The organism is Brevibacterium sp. S111 (assembly GCF_004745075.1).
Lineage (GTDB): Bacteria > Actinomycetota > Actinomycetes > Actinomycetales > Brevibacteriaceae > Brevibacterium.
Genome location: NZ_RHFH01000008.1, coordinates 238,124 through 254,954, shown reverse-complemented (window position 1 = coordinate 254,954; position 16,831 = coordinate 238,124). Strand labels below are relative to the sequence as shown.

Here is a 16,831-nt window from a genome sequence, read left to right as displayed (position 1 = left end):
TGACCAATTGTCGGTGAGCGTCGGGTGACGGCCTGGCGCTCACCGCCACGACCCGGTGGCGCTGAAAGGCAATATCGGGTGGCGCTCAACCACAATAGTCAGTGGCGCTCACACCACCGAATACTCACGACGACAAGTTGCGATCACCCTATCGTCAAATTATCCCGACATTTGTGAGTCCCAATAGGTCGCTGGCAGACCTTAGACGCCCCCCTGTGACTCGAACGAATGGGTATCGTTGGAGTCGCCAGAGCGGCAGGATTTGTATCTGGGAATGTAGTTTCGACTGTCAAGGCATTCGAATATTCTGAGGTCGACAATCGTTGCGGTCAGCGACCGATCTTCGAGCGCAGCTCGCGATATTTCCGCGCTACGAACTTTCGCCGTGCTGAGCCTTTGGGGAGAACGAGTCCCACCGCCTTCTGCCTTGTGCTCAGTTCCTTAGACAGTGGGACCCAGAGATTGGCCGAGGCGGTGGATCGCTGCCTTGCCATCGACGCTATGGCAAGTTCATCATACGACAGGTCTGCCGCAAGGAACACACGATCGAATTGCGCATCGTCCAATCGCCTGCGGAACTCACGAGTGTAAATGCGGTTCAGAGTCTTATTGTTCCGCACCTGTGACGCAACGGTGTCGAAGTCGAGATAGTTGTTGCTTGCGAATTGTTTGTAGTCCTCTTCTTCCTTCTGCAACAGTGCAAGCGACTCGGCCTCGTAGGAGACGGTGGATATCTCATTGCCGAACTTCTTGATCTTCTTCATGAAATCGTCGCTGATAGGAGCTTTGCGATCGACAATAAGCACTGTCTGCTCAAGCGGCGAAGCGGCTGATTTCAACAGGGCTTTCAAGAACTCGTCGGAGCAGCGTGGACCGGCTTTCAGCTCACCGGCCCAGAACGCTGCTGTAGGACGATTGCCGAGAGTAGTGCGCGTGGGGTATCCGTCTATCTGATCGTGGAGGAGGAATTCGACAGCGCGCTTGGACGCGAACCCGTCTTCGTGAGGACAGAACCGTGTTTGTGCCGTTTTGTATCGAGTACCTTGCAGTGGTTCGTCAGTAAGATTCCGAGTTTCCGATGACTGCTCGAGATCTTTCACAATCGAGGTAACGGTCTCCTGCAGTTCATGCTGATCGAGAGCCACGGACCCTGGAAGTTCGGTTGTTTCAAGATTGACTCCGCGGGAGCCCGCGTACCCATCCAGATCGTACAGATAGTGGACTATCGGTCGGCCGGTAGGTAGAAAATCGAAGAATATGCTGGAGAAGTCCGTGATGAGTATGTCCACAACCGTCAGCAGGTCATTGGAGCTTATTTCATGCGGAGGGATGATGACGTTGCCGAGTTGGTCACCGACTGAGGCGTCTCGTATTATCCGGTCCATGCGGTGATGGCCCCGATACATGAGCTGGATGTCGAGTTGTTCCAGGGCTTTCAGATCTTCAAGTAATTGATCCGCATCTACGACGTCTTTGGCGTTCTCGGATCGCCAAGTCGGTGCATATAGGACAGCGGGTCGGCGATCATGCGGCTTCAGGCCTAAGGCGGTTCGGAGCCGGTTTGGCAGTCCTGGTTTGGGCTCCAGGGTTCGATCTATTCTCGGATAGCCGATCTCGGCGAAAGTCGCAGTAGACACACCACTCATAGAATAGGCCGAAATCATCTTCTCAGTTGCGAATTCACACGGCGAGAGGATGTGCGATGCTTTTGCGAAAGTGCCGTTTCCCGCAGCTGATCCGAATTTGGCTGATGGAGTATTTCTGCCGAGTGATTTATATGGGATTCCATGCCAAGTGTTCAAGTACTTTTGGCCAGGTCGACGGGTGAAAAAGCCAGGCAGATTCGCATTGCAGACAACGTACCCCGCAGTCGAAAGGAAATACGTGTACGAGCGAGTATTGCGGCGGGCGAACACCACGTCTGGGGCATTTTTGTACCTCTCAGGGATCGATCCTCGAGCGTCAATTGACCAAACGTGAAGGAACTCCCCGTGCTCAGGATGCGATCGGAGGTACTCAAAGATCCCTAGCGGGTTGTCGCCCATGCGGGCACCAGACATCGTCTCGTAAAAGATGACGTTCTTGTTGACAGGCGTACGTAGGCTGTCCCGGATGTACCGCTTCCGAACCGCCTTCGTCCGTGCGTTCTTCCCGAGCCGCTTCTCCCAGAATTCGTCAGCAGCGACGCTGGAAGCTAAGTTCGCGTTCTCCAGCGCCTCGCGAAGCAGAGAACTGTCCTGGTCCATTCAGCAGTGTCCTTTCACCTAGTCGAATCTTCCCGAGTCTAGCGGTGTTCAGGACGGATGATCGGCTTCGTAAGGATAAAGATTCCTGGCCTGGACTGATCGCAGCTTCGGAGTGTAATTGGGCTTTTTGCGAACCGCGACTGATAGTAGGCGTCATTGTGCTTGCAATGCCGGAGGGCAAATCGCTGGCTGGCATAAGTGCGCTACCTGGGCTTCAGCCTGTCCGTGAACCGCGACAGCTTGGAGGACATGGACGGCTTCGAGTCGTCGGAGTCCAATTTCTCCCATCTGGCCACAAATACTGCAGAAGCAACGGAGTTGACGGGCAGATGCGGGATCTGCGCCCCGTCCTTGAAAACCTGCTTTCGATCGTCTAGGTCTGTTCCTTTGGTATCGCCCGGGGCAATCGTGCCATCGTCGAGCAACCAGAACCATCGTTTGTCTATTCTGAACCGGAGAGTCCATCCCGTGAACCGGTGAGTGGCACTTCGGAATAGGACTGGCCCAATCTTTGAGCTGCCGTCATTCCGATAGACCATACGCGCACCAGAATATTCGAGCGCGCCACTCTTCAAGTTCTTGACCTTCAGGTCCGCCGGGTGGGATTTGTCGATCTTGACCGTATCTTTGCTATCAGAGTTGACCACCGCCCCGCTGTGGAAGTGGGCAGGATAGGTCAGCCGTCTGCGCCGAGCCTCGTGTCGCGAGTTGTCGACCATTTGCGACGCTCCAGCAGATTTCTCCGCCTCTCGCAACGCTGTGAGAAGGAAGTCTTCTGAAGACTTGCGACGCACGTCCACCCGGGCCTTGGCCTGCTTGAAATCCACGGTGCTTCGAAAGCCGTGCACATCGTCGTCGGGCGAGAACTGCTGGTCGGTGAGCCCGAACTCGGCGAGAAAGTTCGGCACCTTGTTGCCATTGCGTTTGCCGACAAAGAACAGAGTTTCGAAGATAAGGGAAAAGCAACATCCGTGGAACGAATTTGTGAAGACTGCGTCAGCGTGGGCGATGTACCCGAGCCATTCCTCCGCCGATACGTCGTAGCGCGGTATATGCCTGACCTCCGGGTCGGTGATCTTGCCATAAGGAAGGGGCCTGTCGGACAGTTCCACAATAGTGAGGTCGTGGGCCTTCGCATACTCGACAGCTTTAGCGACTGTGTCCGTAGATCGCTCCATCACGTAATACAGCAAGAGGTACTTCTCTTCTTTCGGAGGTACCTCCACACGGTCCCAGAAAGCTTTGTCGTGCAGAAGGACGGGATCAATCACCGTGGGCATGCTACGTCCGGTGTGTTCTTCGATGTACTGGCCGAAATCACGTTCTCGAACGCTGATCGAGTCGATGTCCTCTAGGTAGTCGAAGAACTCTTCAGCGATCCCCGGTTTGAAATCTGGTTGTGCGCCGCGGCTCGGAGCCGTATGCGATCTTTGGTTTTCCCTCAAATGTTTTGCTTCCGAGCATGAATCCACGGTCGAACGCGGGAGTGGGCCCCATAGGTTGCCAGATGACATCAGTCACACAGATATAGCAATCCATGCCGGGATCTTGGACCTCGAGCAGATCAGGATCGTACTTTTCAGTGGTGAAATCAAGGTTGTCGGCTACGAAAGCTTCGAACTTGTCGTATCGAATCTTGCGCTCTTCCGCAAGAGCTCGGTACCCCATTGCCAGTTCGGCCCATCTTCTTGCGGCGGCACTTCTGGCCTTGTCTGCAGCTGGCGAGTTAGCAGTCTCAGAGATGATTGAGCGGTACTTGGATTCTGCGTATTTTGCGGGCTCGCGTAGGTTGTGCCCATCGTAATGGATTGGCTTGTAGTCTAGGAAGATTGCGTCGTGCCCCTGGTTTTTCAGATATTGCTGAAAGGCATACGCGTGCAAGTTGCACGCAAAGTTGAGGAACGCCGCGTAACGGTTGATCCCGATGAGTCCAATTTTCATTGTCCGAGCCCTTCGCATGACTGCAACATTTAAGTGCCCAGTCTATATGGACAGCAAAGGCTTCTCGTGCATGGTCACACCTTTGAGCTCGCCTACGAGGGAAGCGTCGTTCAACCAACCGACAAGTGACAGGCTCATTCAGGGCGCGTGGAGGAGGGGAGACTCACTGCGAGCCGTCAGCGTTCGGGCCGGCAGAGTGGTCGAACACATGGTGAGCAACATCCGCAGGACATCTGAAGCGAACTGAGGCATTCCGCCTCTCTTCGACCGTCATTCAGTCGTATCTCGACTTCTGACTCGCGCCGAAAGGTTGCCGGCTTTCGTAATATACAGCTCGAGGTCACTGTGCTGGAGGTCAGCCGTCTGTTCATCGGCCCTGATACGTAGGCGTTGAAACTGCGTATCTTCCCCCAGATCAAGCCAGAAGTCCGTTGGCCTGCCGGGAGTAGGCCACGCTGGGGCCAACTTGTTCAAGGGAAGTGTTGCACGCACGATGAGTTTGCCATTCTTTTGGACCAGATCAGCAGAAGCCCGTCCATATGTACGTGATACGCGCTGTACCCAGCTAATTTTCGCCCATTCCCATGCGCCTTCTTGGAGAGCTTTTGGGACACGCATTCGCATATGAATAGCGTCATGCTCCAAGCGAACCGCACCAAGTTTTGCCCGACTTTTCACTGGACTGGTTCTGGATTGTTTCCGCTGGATAGCTCCGTGGAGTTCTTTTGCCCACTGACGCACGATCCGGTCGGGCAAGAAATCCCGCGAACGTCGTATGGCTGCGCGTCGAAGCTTCCGAAGATCAGATTCCGGCATGTTGATCAATTGCTCAATCTGGCAGGCGAGTCCGGTCACATCGTTAGGCTCGACCAAGAAACCATTGACCCCGTGAGTGATGATATCAGCAGGACCATATTTGATGTTATACGCAATAGGGATGCATCCCCCTGCCATGCTTTCCAGCAAGACGAGTCCCTGGCCCTCTGACTTGCTCGTCAGTAGGCTAAACGAATAGTCACGAAACTTCTTCCCGCCTGCCGGGGCATAACCCCGAAACGTGACGAGTGATTCTATGTCGAGCTGGGCAGAAAGCTTCTCAAGAGTTGGCCGAGACGAACCTTCGCCGAAAATATCCAATGTAGGTGCCGTATTGCTTTCAGACAGCTGACCTATGCTCTGTAGGGAGTGTTCGATCTGCTTCTCAGGAGCAATTCTCGAAACTATCACTCCGGCGCGTCTGTCGCGAGAGGTGGGCCGCTTTAGCGGTTCAAGTGTCAGAGAGTTGGGAAGCGTGACTACGTTGTTCCCCGCCGTGATGTCCATGTCGCGCAAGTCGTTAGCTTGTTGCTGGGTCAGGGTGGCGACAAGATCTCGCGAGTCGAGAGATTCGTAAAATCGGGCCTTCGGCGGAGGAAAGTCATATTTGCGCATTGCCCCTGTGCCGAAATGGTTCGAATGAATCGATTGCACGAACGTGATGTTATCGTTGCTCCAGCCGGTAAGTTGGTTGGAGACCGTCAGACGTTCCGAAATGAGAATCGACATATCGTGAGACTGAGTGAGATGCATTATCCAGTCTTTATACATCGCGGTGGACGAGGTCCATTGTTTCGCGATCTGCCCGGTGCGTGATATCAGGCTGATTCTCCGAAGTTTGATTTTGCCTGCTTCTGAAAATTCGCGATGATCAATGATACCTATGGTGCCATCTTCTCTGAAGATATCGGTTTGTGCCGTTCTGTCTGAGCTGTCATTGTGTGTAACTTGATACTCTCCGTCGAACGATTCGAATATTGCGGACGAAGGGAATTCTGGCGGGTCAGCGAGTCGGCAGATTTCATCTTCGGGAATATCGCGAAAGTCCGACCACGGGTTCCGAAGGGATACACGGGGATCTAGAAGTCCGTCGGCGATAAGCTGATCTCGCAACGCTTCGTTGGAGGTTGCATGTTTGGGCGAAACCGTCAGCATCGTTATTGGTCGGTCATCTAGTCGAGCAAAGGCATTGCAGCGACCTATCGTGACCGTTGTGACTCCACCGAAGCTCTCGGGGACTTCTCCCGTCAAGACGTAGATTGGGACGTCGGGTAGCCGTGGTCGGCGTTTTAGAGCAAACATATTTCCAATAGAATGAGTCAGTTGGTTTCAGCGACAGAATTGTTCTGGGCTACGTTGATGAAGTTTCTCACAGTGTATCGGGTGACCACCGTCTGGGCTCCGCTTGTCGTTCGAGTCGCAGTCAATTTTGAGCCCCGGTGCGAGAGGTCGATGCCTCACGTTTTTGCGATGTGGCACGGCGCGATGGTGTATCACCGGATTCTGGCCTTCGCGAATCTCGGATCGGCTCGAGCTTCGTACCAGCTTTCAACGGTTTTCCTGCTGATACTGGATTGCTAAGTATTACTGGTGATCCGGGAGCACCTGTTCTGGTCCTGTTCGGCATCACCAGATTCCAACAGGCGAGGTGCCCTATCAGTGGACGTAACGAGCAACTATGCAGCAACCAGCCCGAAGACCGTGGAGAACTGTGTTCATGATGCCACCTGTTCGGTTTGGACAAAGGAAAAGCGGGTTGAAGTGCTCTCAGAATCGTCGCGCTGAGCGAGGTCGCCACCGATCTGTCGAACGCACGGATACTGCGGCGGTGCTCATCGGTCCGAGTTCGTGGGTGCTCGGAGTTGGCAGTGAAACTTCACTGCCTGCGAATCACTCGCCGCCGGCGGTTCTCTAAACGAAGGTTTCAGGCTTCGAACGAACTCGTAACCGGAAAGTACGCGTTGAGGAACTCCATCACCTCTTCGTCGCTGAGCGGCTCGACGTCTTCAGCGGGTGCGTCATTGAGACACAGAGTGGAACGATTGCGTTGGCGAAGCGTCTCGCGCAGCACCCAGCGGTAATTGTCGTCGCGTATATTGATGTAGCGGTAGGTGATCGACGTCGCGACGGACTTTCCCACTATCTGCGAGTAGTAGTGGAACAGCTGGTCGGCGACGATATCATCGTGATGACGGAACCGGCTTGCCCATGTGCGCTCATAGTCGCTCCGAAACTTCTCCTCCATCTCGAAATGCAGGCTCTTGAGCATTGGATACGGTGTGTGTTTGACGGCTCTGGTGACAGTGACTCCGAACTCTTCGCGAAGGAGCTGTCGAATATTCCGCGTGAGATTGAAATGAGGCCCGTCCTCGGCCGTTGGCGCGCCAAACGGTCGATGGTTGCGAGAGGGAAAGACCTTGGCTGCACCGCTGGGTAGGAAGAAGTCTTGTGGACGCACTGGTTTGCCAAACATGACATCGTCATTGAGATAGATGAAGTGTTCGCTCAATCCGGGAATGTGATGGAGTCTCGAGATGATCGAATTGCTGTTGAACGTCGGTAGGTGCTCCGGATCATCGTAGATGTCCTTATGGTCGACCACGGTGATCTTGGGGTGGTTCACGTCGAGCCACGAAGGCACCTGACCTGCTGTGACAAGATAGATCTTGTTGAACCACGGTGCGAAGTACTCCAACGATCGAAGCGAGTACTTCAGCTCGTCCTTGGACTCGAATCTTGCCTCATGATTCGCTTCGGGATGATACTCGTGTCCCGCCAGCTGCGCTTCGAGCCGTCGTTTCGACGTAACCCACGCAGGATCGGCGCCGTCGACCCAGGTGTAGACGGCATCAATCGGGAAGGTGATGTCCTCGAGCATGGTTTCCGTCAGCACGGCCGGTGTCAGGCACTCACGACCTGACTCCGTCTTCGACTTCTGCAGCTCGAACTCTTCTTCCGACATCAATTTCGCGGCACGATTCTCCGCAGGCGCTTCGACCACGACGCGCGACTCTGTTGCTGTGGTCGTCCACATCTCGACCGAACAACCGAATCTGAAGCCGAACGACCAGTTGGTGTCCCGCACCTTCTTCGGCGCAGCCACCGTGATGACACCCAGTTCAGGGTCAGTCGCGAGCTCCAGAATCGAGGACAGGGCGACCGGGCTCGAACGGTCAGACCGAGCATAGATCGGCATTGCCAGCCGTCTTCTCACGAGGGCCTCTGCCACTCGCCGTTTATCGTCGAAGTGAACACCGATCCGATACCCGTGGCCCGAATAGTCTTCGACCAGCCACCACCTGATCCCACGTGAGTCGAGGGCATCGACGGTGAAGTCGAAGTTCGCCTTCGCCGCGGCCGCCGGAATCATCTCATCGACGAACTCGGTGAGTAGCCCGCCATGACGAGTCACCTCACGCTCTAACGAGAAGCCGCGTTTCTCTGATCTGGAACGATCGGCCGCCTCGCGCCGACGGTTGAAGCTACGCAGTCGTTTCAGCCCATATCGGCGAAGCTTGAGATACCTTTGCTCTCCCGCGACGCCGATGACCAACGGTTTGGCGATCCCCGCCGCCTTCGTGAGGAGTCTTTGATCCACGGTGTTCCCTTCTTCGGCTGCGACTCGAAACTTGACGGGACCGGAAAACGGTCGTTGAGGAATCTGCCTACTGTGCTGTCGACGGTCTCGCGCGACTCATCACACAGCGTCGTTTCATTGAGACAGAACACGTCCAGATCATCGGCTCTGGCAACCCTGGCCAATTGCAGATCTAGATCGGGGCGGCCGAGGTCGATGAATCGGTAGCCGATCCGTCCCTCCACAGAGTGTCCTCTTTCGAAAGCGTCGAAATGGTGCAGAGATGACGCAATTGAATAGTCGCTGGGGGACCGAAACACTGAAGCGGCAACCTGGGAGAACAGATCGGGGTGTTCGCGTTCCATGGCTTCGAGCACCGGTCTGATCTGAGGGTGCGGGGTGTGCTTGAAACGGTGGGTGACCGTGCGTCCGTACGCGTCGAGCAAGTAGTCCCTGCCCTGTTTGGCAGCAGAGATGATCGGCAGGTCCCGGGGCGACCAGCCGCCTATATCGATGGGCACGACAGAAGGGAAGTGTCGGGCCACCCCATTACCCGAATAGAACAGCTCGGGTTCGGTCGGACGGAGGAAGAAGCAATCGTCGTTGAGGTAGACGTAGCGATCGCAGAGTCCCTCGATGTGGTGCAGCTGCGACTCGATTGCATGAGAGTTGAACACCGGAAGCACAGTCGGGTCGGCGAAGATGTCGCGATGGTCGACGACGGTGATCTTCGGATGATCGGCGTTCAGCCAGTCCGGTACCTGATCATCAGTGACGATGTAGATGTGATTGGCCCACGATGCGTAGTATTCGAGCGAACGGAGTGAGTACTTCAGCTCGTCACGGGAGGTGAACCTCGATTCCGCCAGGGCGCTGGGTTCAGTCGCGCGTAGATCGGCGGCTTCCATCGCCTCGCGCATTCTGGCCCGCCATTTAGGATCCGCGCCGTCGACCCAGGTGTAGACGATATCGACCGGCTCGTGAAGAGTGTAGAGGTGGGGTGCAGACAGTCTGAGGCGGTGATCATCGCGTACCGCATGGAACCAGGCGGTCGGTTCGATGTAGTCGACAGCCAGATCGTGGTCAGGGTGTTTGCGATGACGAGTTCCTGCGATGTGCGACGCCCCATCGGCGCGTGGTCTGTCGCACCCCAGCCTGTCCCACAGCTCCACCGTCACCGTGAGTGCCGATGTTGACAGATCTCTGTCATTGGCGGCGATGTGATGTCTCAGGCAGGTTATCGAGGCGATCCTTGCGGGATGTTTCTCTGCCCTTCTGGCAGCGATTTCATACCCGTCAGCGGCGAAGTACCGAATCGTCCAGGTACTCTTCTTTGCGCCACTTCCGGGATCGGAATCATGAATCGCTGCGATTGCCTGGAGCGCTTGAAAAGAGTGCTCTGAGTCGATGACCAACGTTGGTGAGAAGACGCTCAACCGTGGAAGTTCGACGAACTCAATGTCGGCGTGGCATAACACTTCTCGGACGGCGGCCAGGCTTTCGGCCTGAGCTCTGCGTGCGTCAAATGAGTCGACTGGTGTACCGGCCCAAGGTCGAACCAGCGATGTACGTCTCTGCCACTGATGTTCGCCATGTCGTAGCTTCGAGATCCACGCCTTTCGCGCAGGCGTCAGTTTACGAGCGACATACGATCGCACCGAAAACGGTGAACTCCACAAATCAGAACGCCTCCTTGCACCTGCCTTCGCCGACGCCCAGGAATTCTTTGGGCCACTGGTGTCGAAAGAACTCTACTCATATCTCAACAAATGTGGTGGAAAAAACACCGGGGATGCTCGATTGTGATTCCCAGGGTCTCGGGCGCAACGGAACTGATTCACAACTGCCGAATTCAGAACGGGCGAACCACAGCTTCGGCAGCAGGGGATGACTGGTTTCGTGTCCATCAACGACACAAACTACCCAAAGCCCCAGTAAGTCTTGCCAAAATCGCAACTTCTGTGCAGACTGTAGTGGTGGTCACGGGAAGCGAAGGTGCTGACAGCACGCAGACGTCGCTGGTCATCCGTGTCCGCGACGCCATCAAGACCGCGGGAATCAACCACAGCGAAGTCGCCCGACAGATCGGACTCGACGCCAGCAAACTCTCGAAATCCCTGGCCGGAACGCGGAACTTCCGGGTCGAAGAGATCTCACGCATCGCCGAACTCACCGAGGTCAGCACCGATTGGCTCACGACCGGGAGAACGGCAGGACCACCTCGGCGAGGGCATGCGTCACAGTCGCCCGAAAACGTTCACAGCGGCTCGGCGGCTGTCGACCCATCGCCCGATGGCAGAGATATGCCGACGATTCCCGGCCACAGCGACAGCGCAGAGCCGCCTGCGGTCGACCTCACTCAGGAATGGATGTCCAAAGGCACACGCAACCGGGTGAGGATCATCGCCGCGGCTTGGGAACTCTACGCCGACCTCGGCATCGACAAAGTCCGCACCGAGGACGTCGCCCGCGCAGCGGGCCTGACCACCTCGGCGGTGAACTACCACTTCCGGACGAAAGACCAACTGCTGCAGGCGGCCCTGCGCTACTCCCTGGACATCATCGCCGAAACCCGCCACCTCAACGACCGCGCCGACCCGCTTGCCGTGCTCCGTCACTTCGCCCGCCTCCACGCCGGAGTCGACGCGAAGATCCGACGGGTGTGGTCGATCTGGCTCCAATGCTGGGCCCGTGCCGTCACCGACGAGAACGCTCGCGCGAACCTCACCGCCGTCTACGGCGAGTGGCTGGACATGATCACCACCGTCATCGACAGCGGACAGCGCTCAGGAGTGATCCGCACCGGCGACACGTCGCTCATGGTCAAATCGCTGTCGATCTTCATCGACGGACTCGGCGTAGCCCGCAGCACCGAACATATGCCCATCACCGACGATGAGGCCCTGATGATGCTTGAACACTACCTTTCCGCGCATATCCTCACCGGCACCGCCTCCGATGAGGCTGCCCGCAACGAGGCACCCACCGACGACACCCGAAACCCGCAGTCAGACCGGGTCGCCATGGCCGGCCGACCCGAACCGACGTCCTAGGAAGAAGGCACATGAACACACCGAACCGAAGACAAGCGCTGGGAGCCGGACTCGCTGTGTCCGCGCTCGCCGGACTGAGCGCCTGTGGCGGCGGAACTGTCGGCGCTGCGGATGCCGGCAAGCCCGTCAAAGGCGGCACCCTGAGAGTGGGGATCACCGGCGGCAACTCCGCCGACACCATCGACGCGCACATCCCCGTCAACAACGGCGACGTCTGCCGTTCCGTCAACCTCTACAACGCCCTCTACGGCTGGGATGACGACTCCCAGGTCGTGCCGCTGCTGGCCGAGTCGTTCGAAGCCAACGACGACTCCACTGTGTGGACGTGCACACTCAAGGAGGGCATCAAGTTCTCCGACGGCAAGCCGATCACCCCCGAGGATGTCGTCTTCAGCTTCAAGAGGATCACCGATCCGGACGACCCGAAGACCGCGGCGGCGAACTTCACGATGCTCGACAAGGTGGTGCCCACGGGGGAGCGGACGCTGGAGTTCCGCCTGAGCGAACCCAACGGCCTGTTCAATGATGCCGTGGCCGAATACACCGCCGGCATCGTCCCCGTCGACTACGACCCGGAGAACCCGGTGTGCTCCGGGCCGTTCAAACTCAAATCGTTCACCGCCGCCCAATCGACGGTGCTCGTCCCCAACGAGTATTACTTCGACTACGACAAGACGTACCTCGACGAGGTTGAGCTGCTGAACTTCAACGATGACGACGCACTCATCAATGCCCTTCTTTCGACCCAGGTCGACGCGATCGCCGGCATTCCGCTGGCCCTCGTTGAAGTCATCGGTGCCGATGAGCGCATGTCCATCCTCAACTCGAAGACCGGCATGTGGCTGCCCTTCACCATGCGGGTGGACAAGAAGCCCTTCGACGATGTCAAGGTCCGACAGGCCTTCCGCCTCGTCGTCGATCGCCCGCAGATGATCGAACAGGTGCTCTCCGGCTACGGAACCATCGGCAACGACATGTTCGGTCCCCTGAGTGAGAACTACCCGAAGTTCCCACAGCGCAAGCGCGACATCGACAAAGCGAAGAAGCTCCTCGCCGAGGCAGGCTACCCCGACGGGCTCGAGGTCGAGCTCGTCACCGCCCCCATCCAATCCGGCGCGGTCGAAGCCGCGCAGGTCTTCGCCCAACAGGCCGCAGACGCCGGCATCACCGTGAAGATCCGCAAGGTCGATGCGACGACCTTCTTCGGCGACGAATACCTCAAATGGGACTTTGCCCAGGACTTCTGGTACACCCGCGACTTCATGCCGCAGGTCATCTCCTGCGCCCTGAGCGAGTCCCCGTTCAATGAAACCCACTGGGACGATGCGAAGTTCAACAAGGTCTTCGACAAAGCCCGCGCCATCCCCGATGCCGGGGAGCGGCGAGACTACGAACACGAGCTGCAGAAGATGCTCTACGACGAAGGCGGGTACATCGTGTGGGGCTTCGCCAACCAGGTCGACGCCTTCCAGAAGTACGTGGGAGGACTCGTCCCCAACTCGACGGGACGGCCCCTGAGCGGTTGGAGATTCGACCGCGTGTGGATCGGAGAGGTGTGACATGTTCGGAAAAGTGATCGGCAAGCGGCTTCTCTTCTCCGCTTTCATTCTCATCGCAGTCTCCCTGCTCGTCTTCGGCGCGACCCTGTTGCTGCCCGGCGACGCGGCCCGAGCCATCCTCGGCCAGCAGGCCACCCCCGAGCGCATCGCAGCACTCAACGAACAGCTGGGGCTCAACGATCCCGCGTGGCTGAGGTACTTCCACTGGCTGGGCGGGCTCTTCGTCGGAGACTTCGGAACCTCCTCGGCGACCGGGGGCTCGGTCTCCGCGCTGCTCGGCGATCGGGTCTGGGCGTCCTTCGTCCTCATGGGGTTGGCTGCGATCGTCTCCGTGCCGTTGGGCATCGGACTCGGCGTCTACCAGGCCCTGCACCGCGGCGGTCGCCGCGACCAGGCGATGACCGGTGCCTCCCTCGTATTCGCCGCCATGCCCGAGTTCGTCATCGGCATCGGCCTCATCGCGATCTTCGCCACCTCGGTGTTCCAGATCCTGCCGGCCGTGACCCTGGCCCCGCCGGGAGAACCGGTGTGGAACCGCCCCGAGCAGCTCATCCTGCCGACGTTGACGCTCATCCTCGTCGTCACCCCCTACATCGTGCGGATGATGCGGGCGACGATGATCGAGGTCCTCGACTCCGGTTTCGTCGAGATGGCCCGGCTCAAAGGTGTCCCGGAGAAGCGGGTGATCCTGCGCCACGCCGTGCCCCACGCGCTGGGTCCCGTCGCGCAGGTCGTGGCGATTCAGCTGGCCTGGCTGGCCGGCGGCGTGGTCGTCGTCGAGTTCCTCTTCCGCTACCCGGGCCTCGGCCAAGCACTCATCGACGGCGTGACCTACCGAGACGTGCAGGTCGTCCAAGCGATCTCCATGCTCGTCGCCGCCGTCTACGTCGTGGTGAACCTGGCGGCCGATGTCGTCGGCATCCTCACCAACCCGAAACTGAGGAGCGCAGCATGAGCACCGATGCGAACAGTCTCGACGACCTCAAGTCCGCGGCCACCGACGCCGCCGAGGTTCCCAAGGAATCCCAGACCACCTACGTCCCCTTCTACAAGCGCGTGCTGGCGCAGAAGCAGGGCAAGATCGGCCTGACGATCACCCTCGTCATCGTCGTCCTCAGCCTGTGCGGGCCGCTGCTGCTGCCCTGGGCGACGGGCAACACCGCCACCGAGTTCGTCACGAAGCCCTTCAGCCCCTACGGCCTGTTCGGATCGGACAACCTTGGCCGTGATGTGCTCTCACGCTTCCTCGCCGGCGGACTGACCCTCATCGTCTACGGAGTCCTCGCCACCGTCCTCGGCATGGTCGTCGGTGCGATCATCGGCATGCTCGCCGCCTACGTGGGTGGCAGGTTCGATGCCGTGATCATGCGTCTCAACGATGTCATCCTCGCCATCCCGCAGCTCGTGTTCGCCCTCTTGGCGATCACGGTGCTCGGTCCGCAGGGCTGGGTGCTCGTGACCGTCATCGGTCTCACCCACGCCCCGCGCATCGCCCGTGTGGCGAGGTCCGCGACCCTGGGCGTCATCACCGAGGACTACATCAAAGCCGCGGAGATGTACGCGATGCCCCGGTGGAAGGTGCTCCTCCGTGAGCTGCTGCCCAACATCACCGGACCCTTGAGTGTTGAGGCTGGGCTGCGCTTGACCTATTCGATCGGCTATATCGCCTCCCTGTCGTTCCTCGGACTCGGCCTGCAGCCGCCGGCCGCCGACTGGGGGCTGATGATCAACGAGAACCGGATCGCCCTGTCCATCCAACCCTGGGGTGTGCTGCTGCCGGTCATCGCAATCGCTCTGCTGACCATCGGCACCAACCTGCTCGCGGACTCCTTCGCCCGAGCCACCGCATCGACTTCCGTGGAGGCATGATGAGCCCGAAGACACAGACCGTTCGTCACGACGATGCGAACGAGCCGAACGAGAAGATCGTCCTGCGGGTGACCGACCTCAAGGTGGTCACGAACGCCGGCGATGAGATCCTCCACGGCGTCGACTTCGCCCTGTCCCGAGGAGAGATCCTCGGCCTCGTCGGCGAGTCCGGATCCGGTAAGACCACGGCCGGGCTCGCCTGCATGGGCCACTTCCGTGAGGGACTGAAATTCGGGTCCGGGTCCGTGAGCATCTGGCCGCGCGGTGACGCCACCGCAGTGGAGGTCCTCGACCTCAGCGAGGTGGCCGTGCGTGATCTGCGCGGATCCCGGATCGCCTACATCCCCCAGGACCCGGCACTCTCGCTCAACCCGGCGATGCGGGTGGGCGAGCAGATCCGCGAGGTCCTCGACATCCACGGCTTCGGGTCCTCGGATCGTGAGAGAACCGACCGTGTCGCCGAGGTGCTCGTCGACGTCGGGCTGCCCGGCGACAAGACGTACCAGAAGAGGTGGCCGCACCAGCTCTCCGGCGGTCAGCAGCAGCGCATCGGCATCGCCATGGCCTTCGCCATGTATCCCGATGTGCTCATCCTCGACGAGCCGACCACCGGCCTCGACGTGTCCACGCAGTCGGTCGTCCTCGACACGATTCGACAGATGACGGTGGCGAACAATGTCGCCGGTCTCTACATCACCCACGACCTCGCGGTCATCAAGGACATCTCCGACCGGGTGGCCGTGATGCTGCGCGGCGATCTCGTCGAAGAAGGGCCCGTGTCTGCGGTCCTCGATCACCCGCAGCATGAGTACACGCAGATGCTCATGTCCGCGGTGCCCGACCTCGACGGTCGGAAGACGATCGGCGACGGTGCCGCCGAGGCGAACAAACCGTCCGAGGACGATGACCAGACGCACATTCTCGTCTCAACGGGGGAGAAGCCCAGCCCCGGGGGCACGGATTCAGACGGATCCGAATCGGGCGGTGGGGCCGCCTCGGCGACAGCACCCCTGCTCGAGGTCAAGGACATTGCGCTCGCCTACGGGAAGGCACAGATCCTCAACGGGATCAACCTGACGCTGGAACCGGGGGAGTGCACGATGCTGCTCGGCGAATCCGGGTCGGGCAAGACCACGCTGTCACAGTGCGTGGCCGGACTCAACGACGACTACACGGGGTCGGTGAAGCTGCGAGGCACGGAGCTGGAGCGATCGACGCGCAAACGCTCGAACGAGCAGCGGGTGGGCATCCAGTACGTGTTCCAGTCGCCGTTCTCCTCGCTCAACCCGCGGCGCTCGATCGGGCAGTCGCTGACGGTGCCGTTGGAGATGAGCGGTGAGGGCACCGCGGCGAGTCGGAAGGCCGTCGTCGAGGAAGCACTCGATTCAGTGCGGTTGGGCCGGTCGTTCTACCACCGTCGTCCTGGTGACCTCTCCGGTGGTGAGCGTCAGCGGGCCGCGATCGCCCGTGCTCTGGTCAACGCGCCGTCGGTGATGGTCTGTGATGAGATCACCTCGGCACTCGATGTCAGCGTGCAGGCGTCGATCGTCGCACTGCTGCGGACCCTGCGGGAAGAGCGGCAGCTGGCGATGCTCTTCGTCACCCACAACATCGCGCTGTCGAGGCACATCGCCGACAACCTCGCGGTGCTCAACAAGGGCAAGATCGTCGACTACGGGCCGACGGCACAGGTGCTCGAGAACCCAACGCATGAGTACACGCGGGCGCTGATCGCCGACGTGCCGAAGTTCTGAGGGGCGAGCGGGAGGG

At 59.0% G+C, this 16,831-nt stretch carries 11 protein-coding genes; 5 read left to right on the top strand and 6 right to left on the bottom strand.

The window, feature by feature from the left end:
• Positions 1–329: 329 nt before the first annotated feature.
• The 6 genes from EB836_RS11430 to EB836_RS11410 form a co-directional block, all read right to left on the bottom strand.
• Positions 330–2,246: a CDP-glycerol glycerophosphotransferase family protein gene (locus EB836_RS11430; RefSeq protein WP_135540445.1), complete on the bottom strand. Its 1,917-nt coding sequence runs from the start codon at positions 2,244–2,246 to the stop codon at positions 330–332.
• Between the two features lie 203 nt (positions 2,247–2,449).
• Positions 2,450–3,691: a polysaccharide pyruvyl transferase family protein gene (locus EB836_RS11425; RefSeq protein WP_167854440.1), complete on the bottom strand. Its 1,242-nt coding sequence runs from the start codon at positions 3,689–3,691 to the stop codon at positions 2,450–2,452.
• Positions 3,618–4,187, bottom strand: coding sequence for a hypothetical protein (locus tag EB836_RS18190; protein ID WP_167854439.1), 570 nt, complete (start codon positions 4,185–4,187; stop codon positions 3,618–3,620). Before EB836_RS18190 ends, EB836_RS11425 begins: the two co-directional genes overlap by 74 nt.
• 270 nt (positions 4,188–4,457) lie before the next feature.
• Positions 4,458–6,254, bottom strand: a complete 1,797-nt coding sequence (locus EB836_RS11420) for a glycosyltransferase (RefSeq protein ID WP_167854438.1) — start codon at positions 6,252–6,254, stop codon at positions 4,458–4,460.
• Positions 6,255–6,927: 673 nt separating this feature from the next.
• Positions 6,928–8,601, bottom strand: coding sequence for a stealth family protein (locus tag EB836_RS11415; RefSeq protein ID WP_240689893.1), 1,674 nt, complete (start codon positions 8,599–8,601; stop codon positions 6,928–6,930).
• Positions 8,499–10,016, bottom strand: a complete 1,518-nt coding sequence (locus EB836_RS11410; protein ID WP_167854437.1) for a stealth family protein — start codon at positions 10,014–10,016, stop codon at positions 8,499–8,501. The genes EB836_RS11415 and EB836_RS11410 overlap by 103 nt, the downstream gene beginning before the upstream one ends.
• A gap of 540 nt (positions 10,017–10,556) precedes the next feature.
• Here EB836_RS11410 and EB836_RS11405 point away from each other — a divergent pair.
• The 5 genes from EB836_RS11405 to EB836_RS11385 are packed head-to-tail and all read left to right on the top strand — an operon-like array spanning position 10,557 to position 16,815.
• The gene (locus tag EB836_RS11405; RefSeq protein WP_240689892.1) at positions 10,557–11,633 is read left to right on the top strand and encodes a TetR family transcriptional regulator C-terminal domain-containing protein; all 1,077 of its coding nucleotides are present in this window, start codon (positions 10,557–10,559) and stop codon (positions 11,631–11,633) included.
• Between the two features lie 11 nt (positions 11,634–11,644).
• The gene (locus tag EB836_RS11400) at positions 11,645–13,192 is read left to right on the top strand and encodes an ABC transporter substrate-binding protein (protein ID WP_135540437.1); all 1,548 of its coding nucleotides are present in this window, start codon (positions 11,645–11,647) and stop codon (positions 13,190–13,192) included.
• A 1-nt stretch (position 13,193) separates the two neighbouring features.
• Entirely contained in the window at positions 13,194–14,147 is a 954-nt protein-coding gene (locus EB836_RS11395; protein ID WP_135540435.1) for an ABC transporter permease, read from the top strand.
• The gene (locus tag EB836_RS11390) at positions 14,144–15,061 is read left to right on the top strand and encodes an ABC transporter permease (protein ID WP_205683353.1); all 918 of its coding nucleotides are present in this window, start codon (positions 14,144–14,146) and stop codon (positions 15,059–15,061) included. The genes EB836_RS11395 and EB836_RS11390 overlap by 4 nt, the downstream gene beginning before the upstream one ends.
• Positions 15,061–16,815: an ABC transporter ATP-binding protein gene (locus EB836_RS11385; RefSeq protein ID WP_135540498.1), complete on the top strand. Its 1,755-nt coding sequence runs from the start codon at positions 15,061–15,063 to the stop codon at positions 16,813–16,815. Before EB836_RS11390 ends, EB836_RS11385 begins: the two co-directional genes overlap by 1 nt.
• The last annotated feature ends 16 nt before the right edge of the window (positions 16,816–16,831 follow it).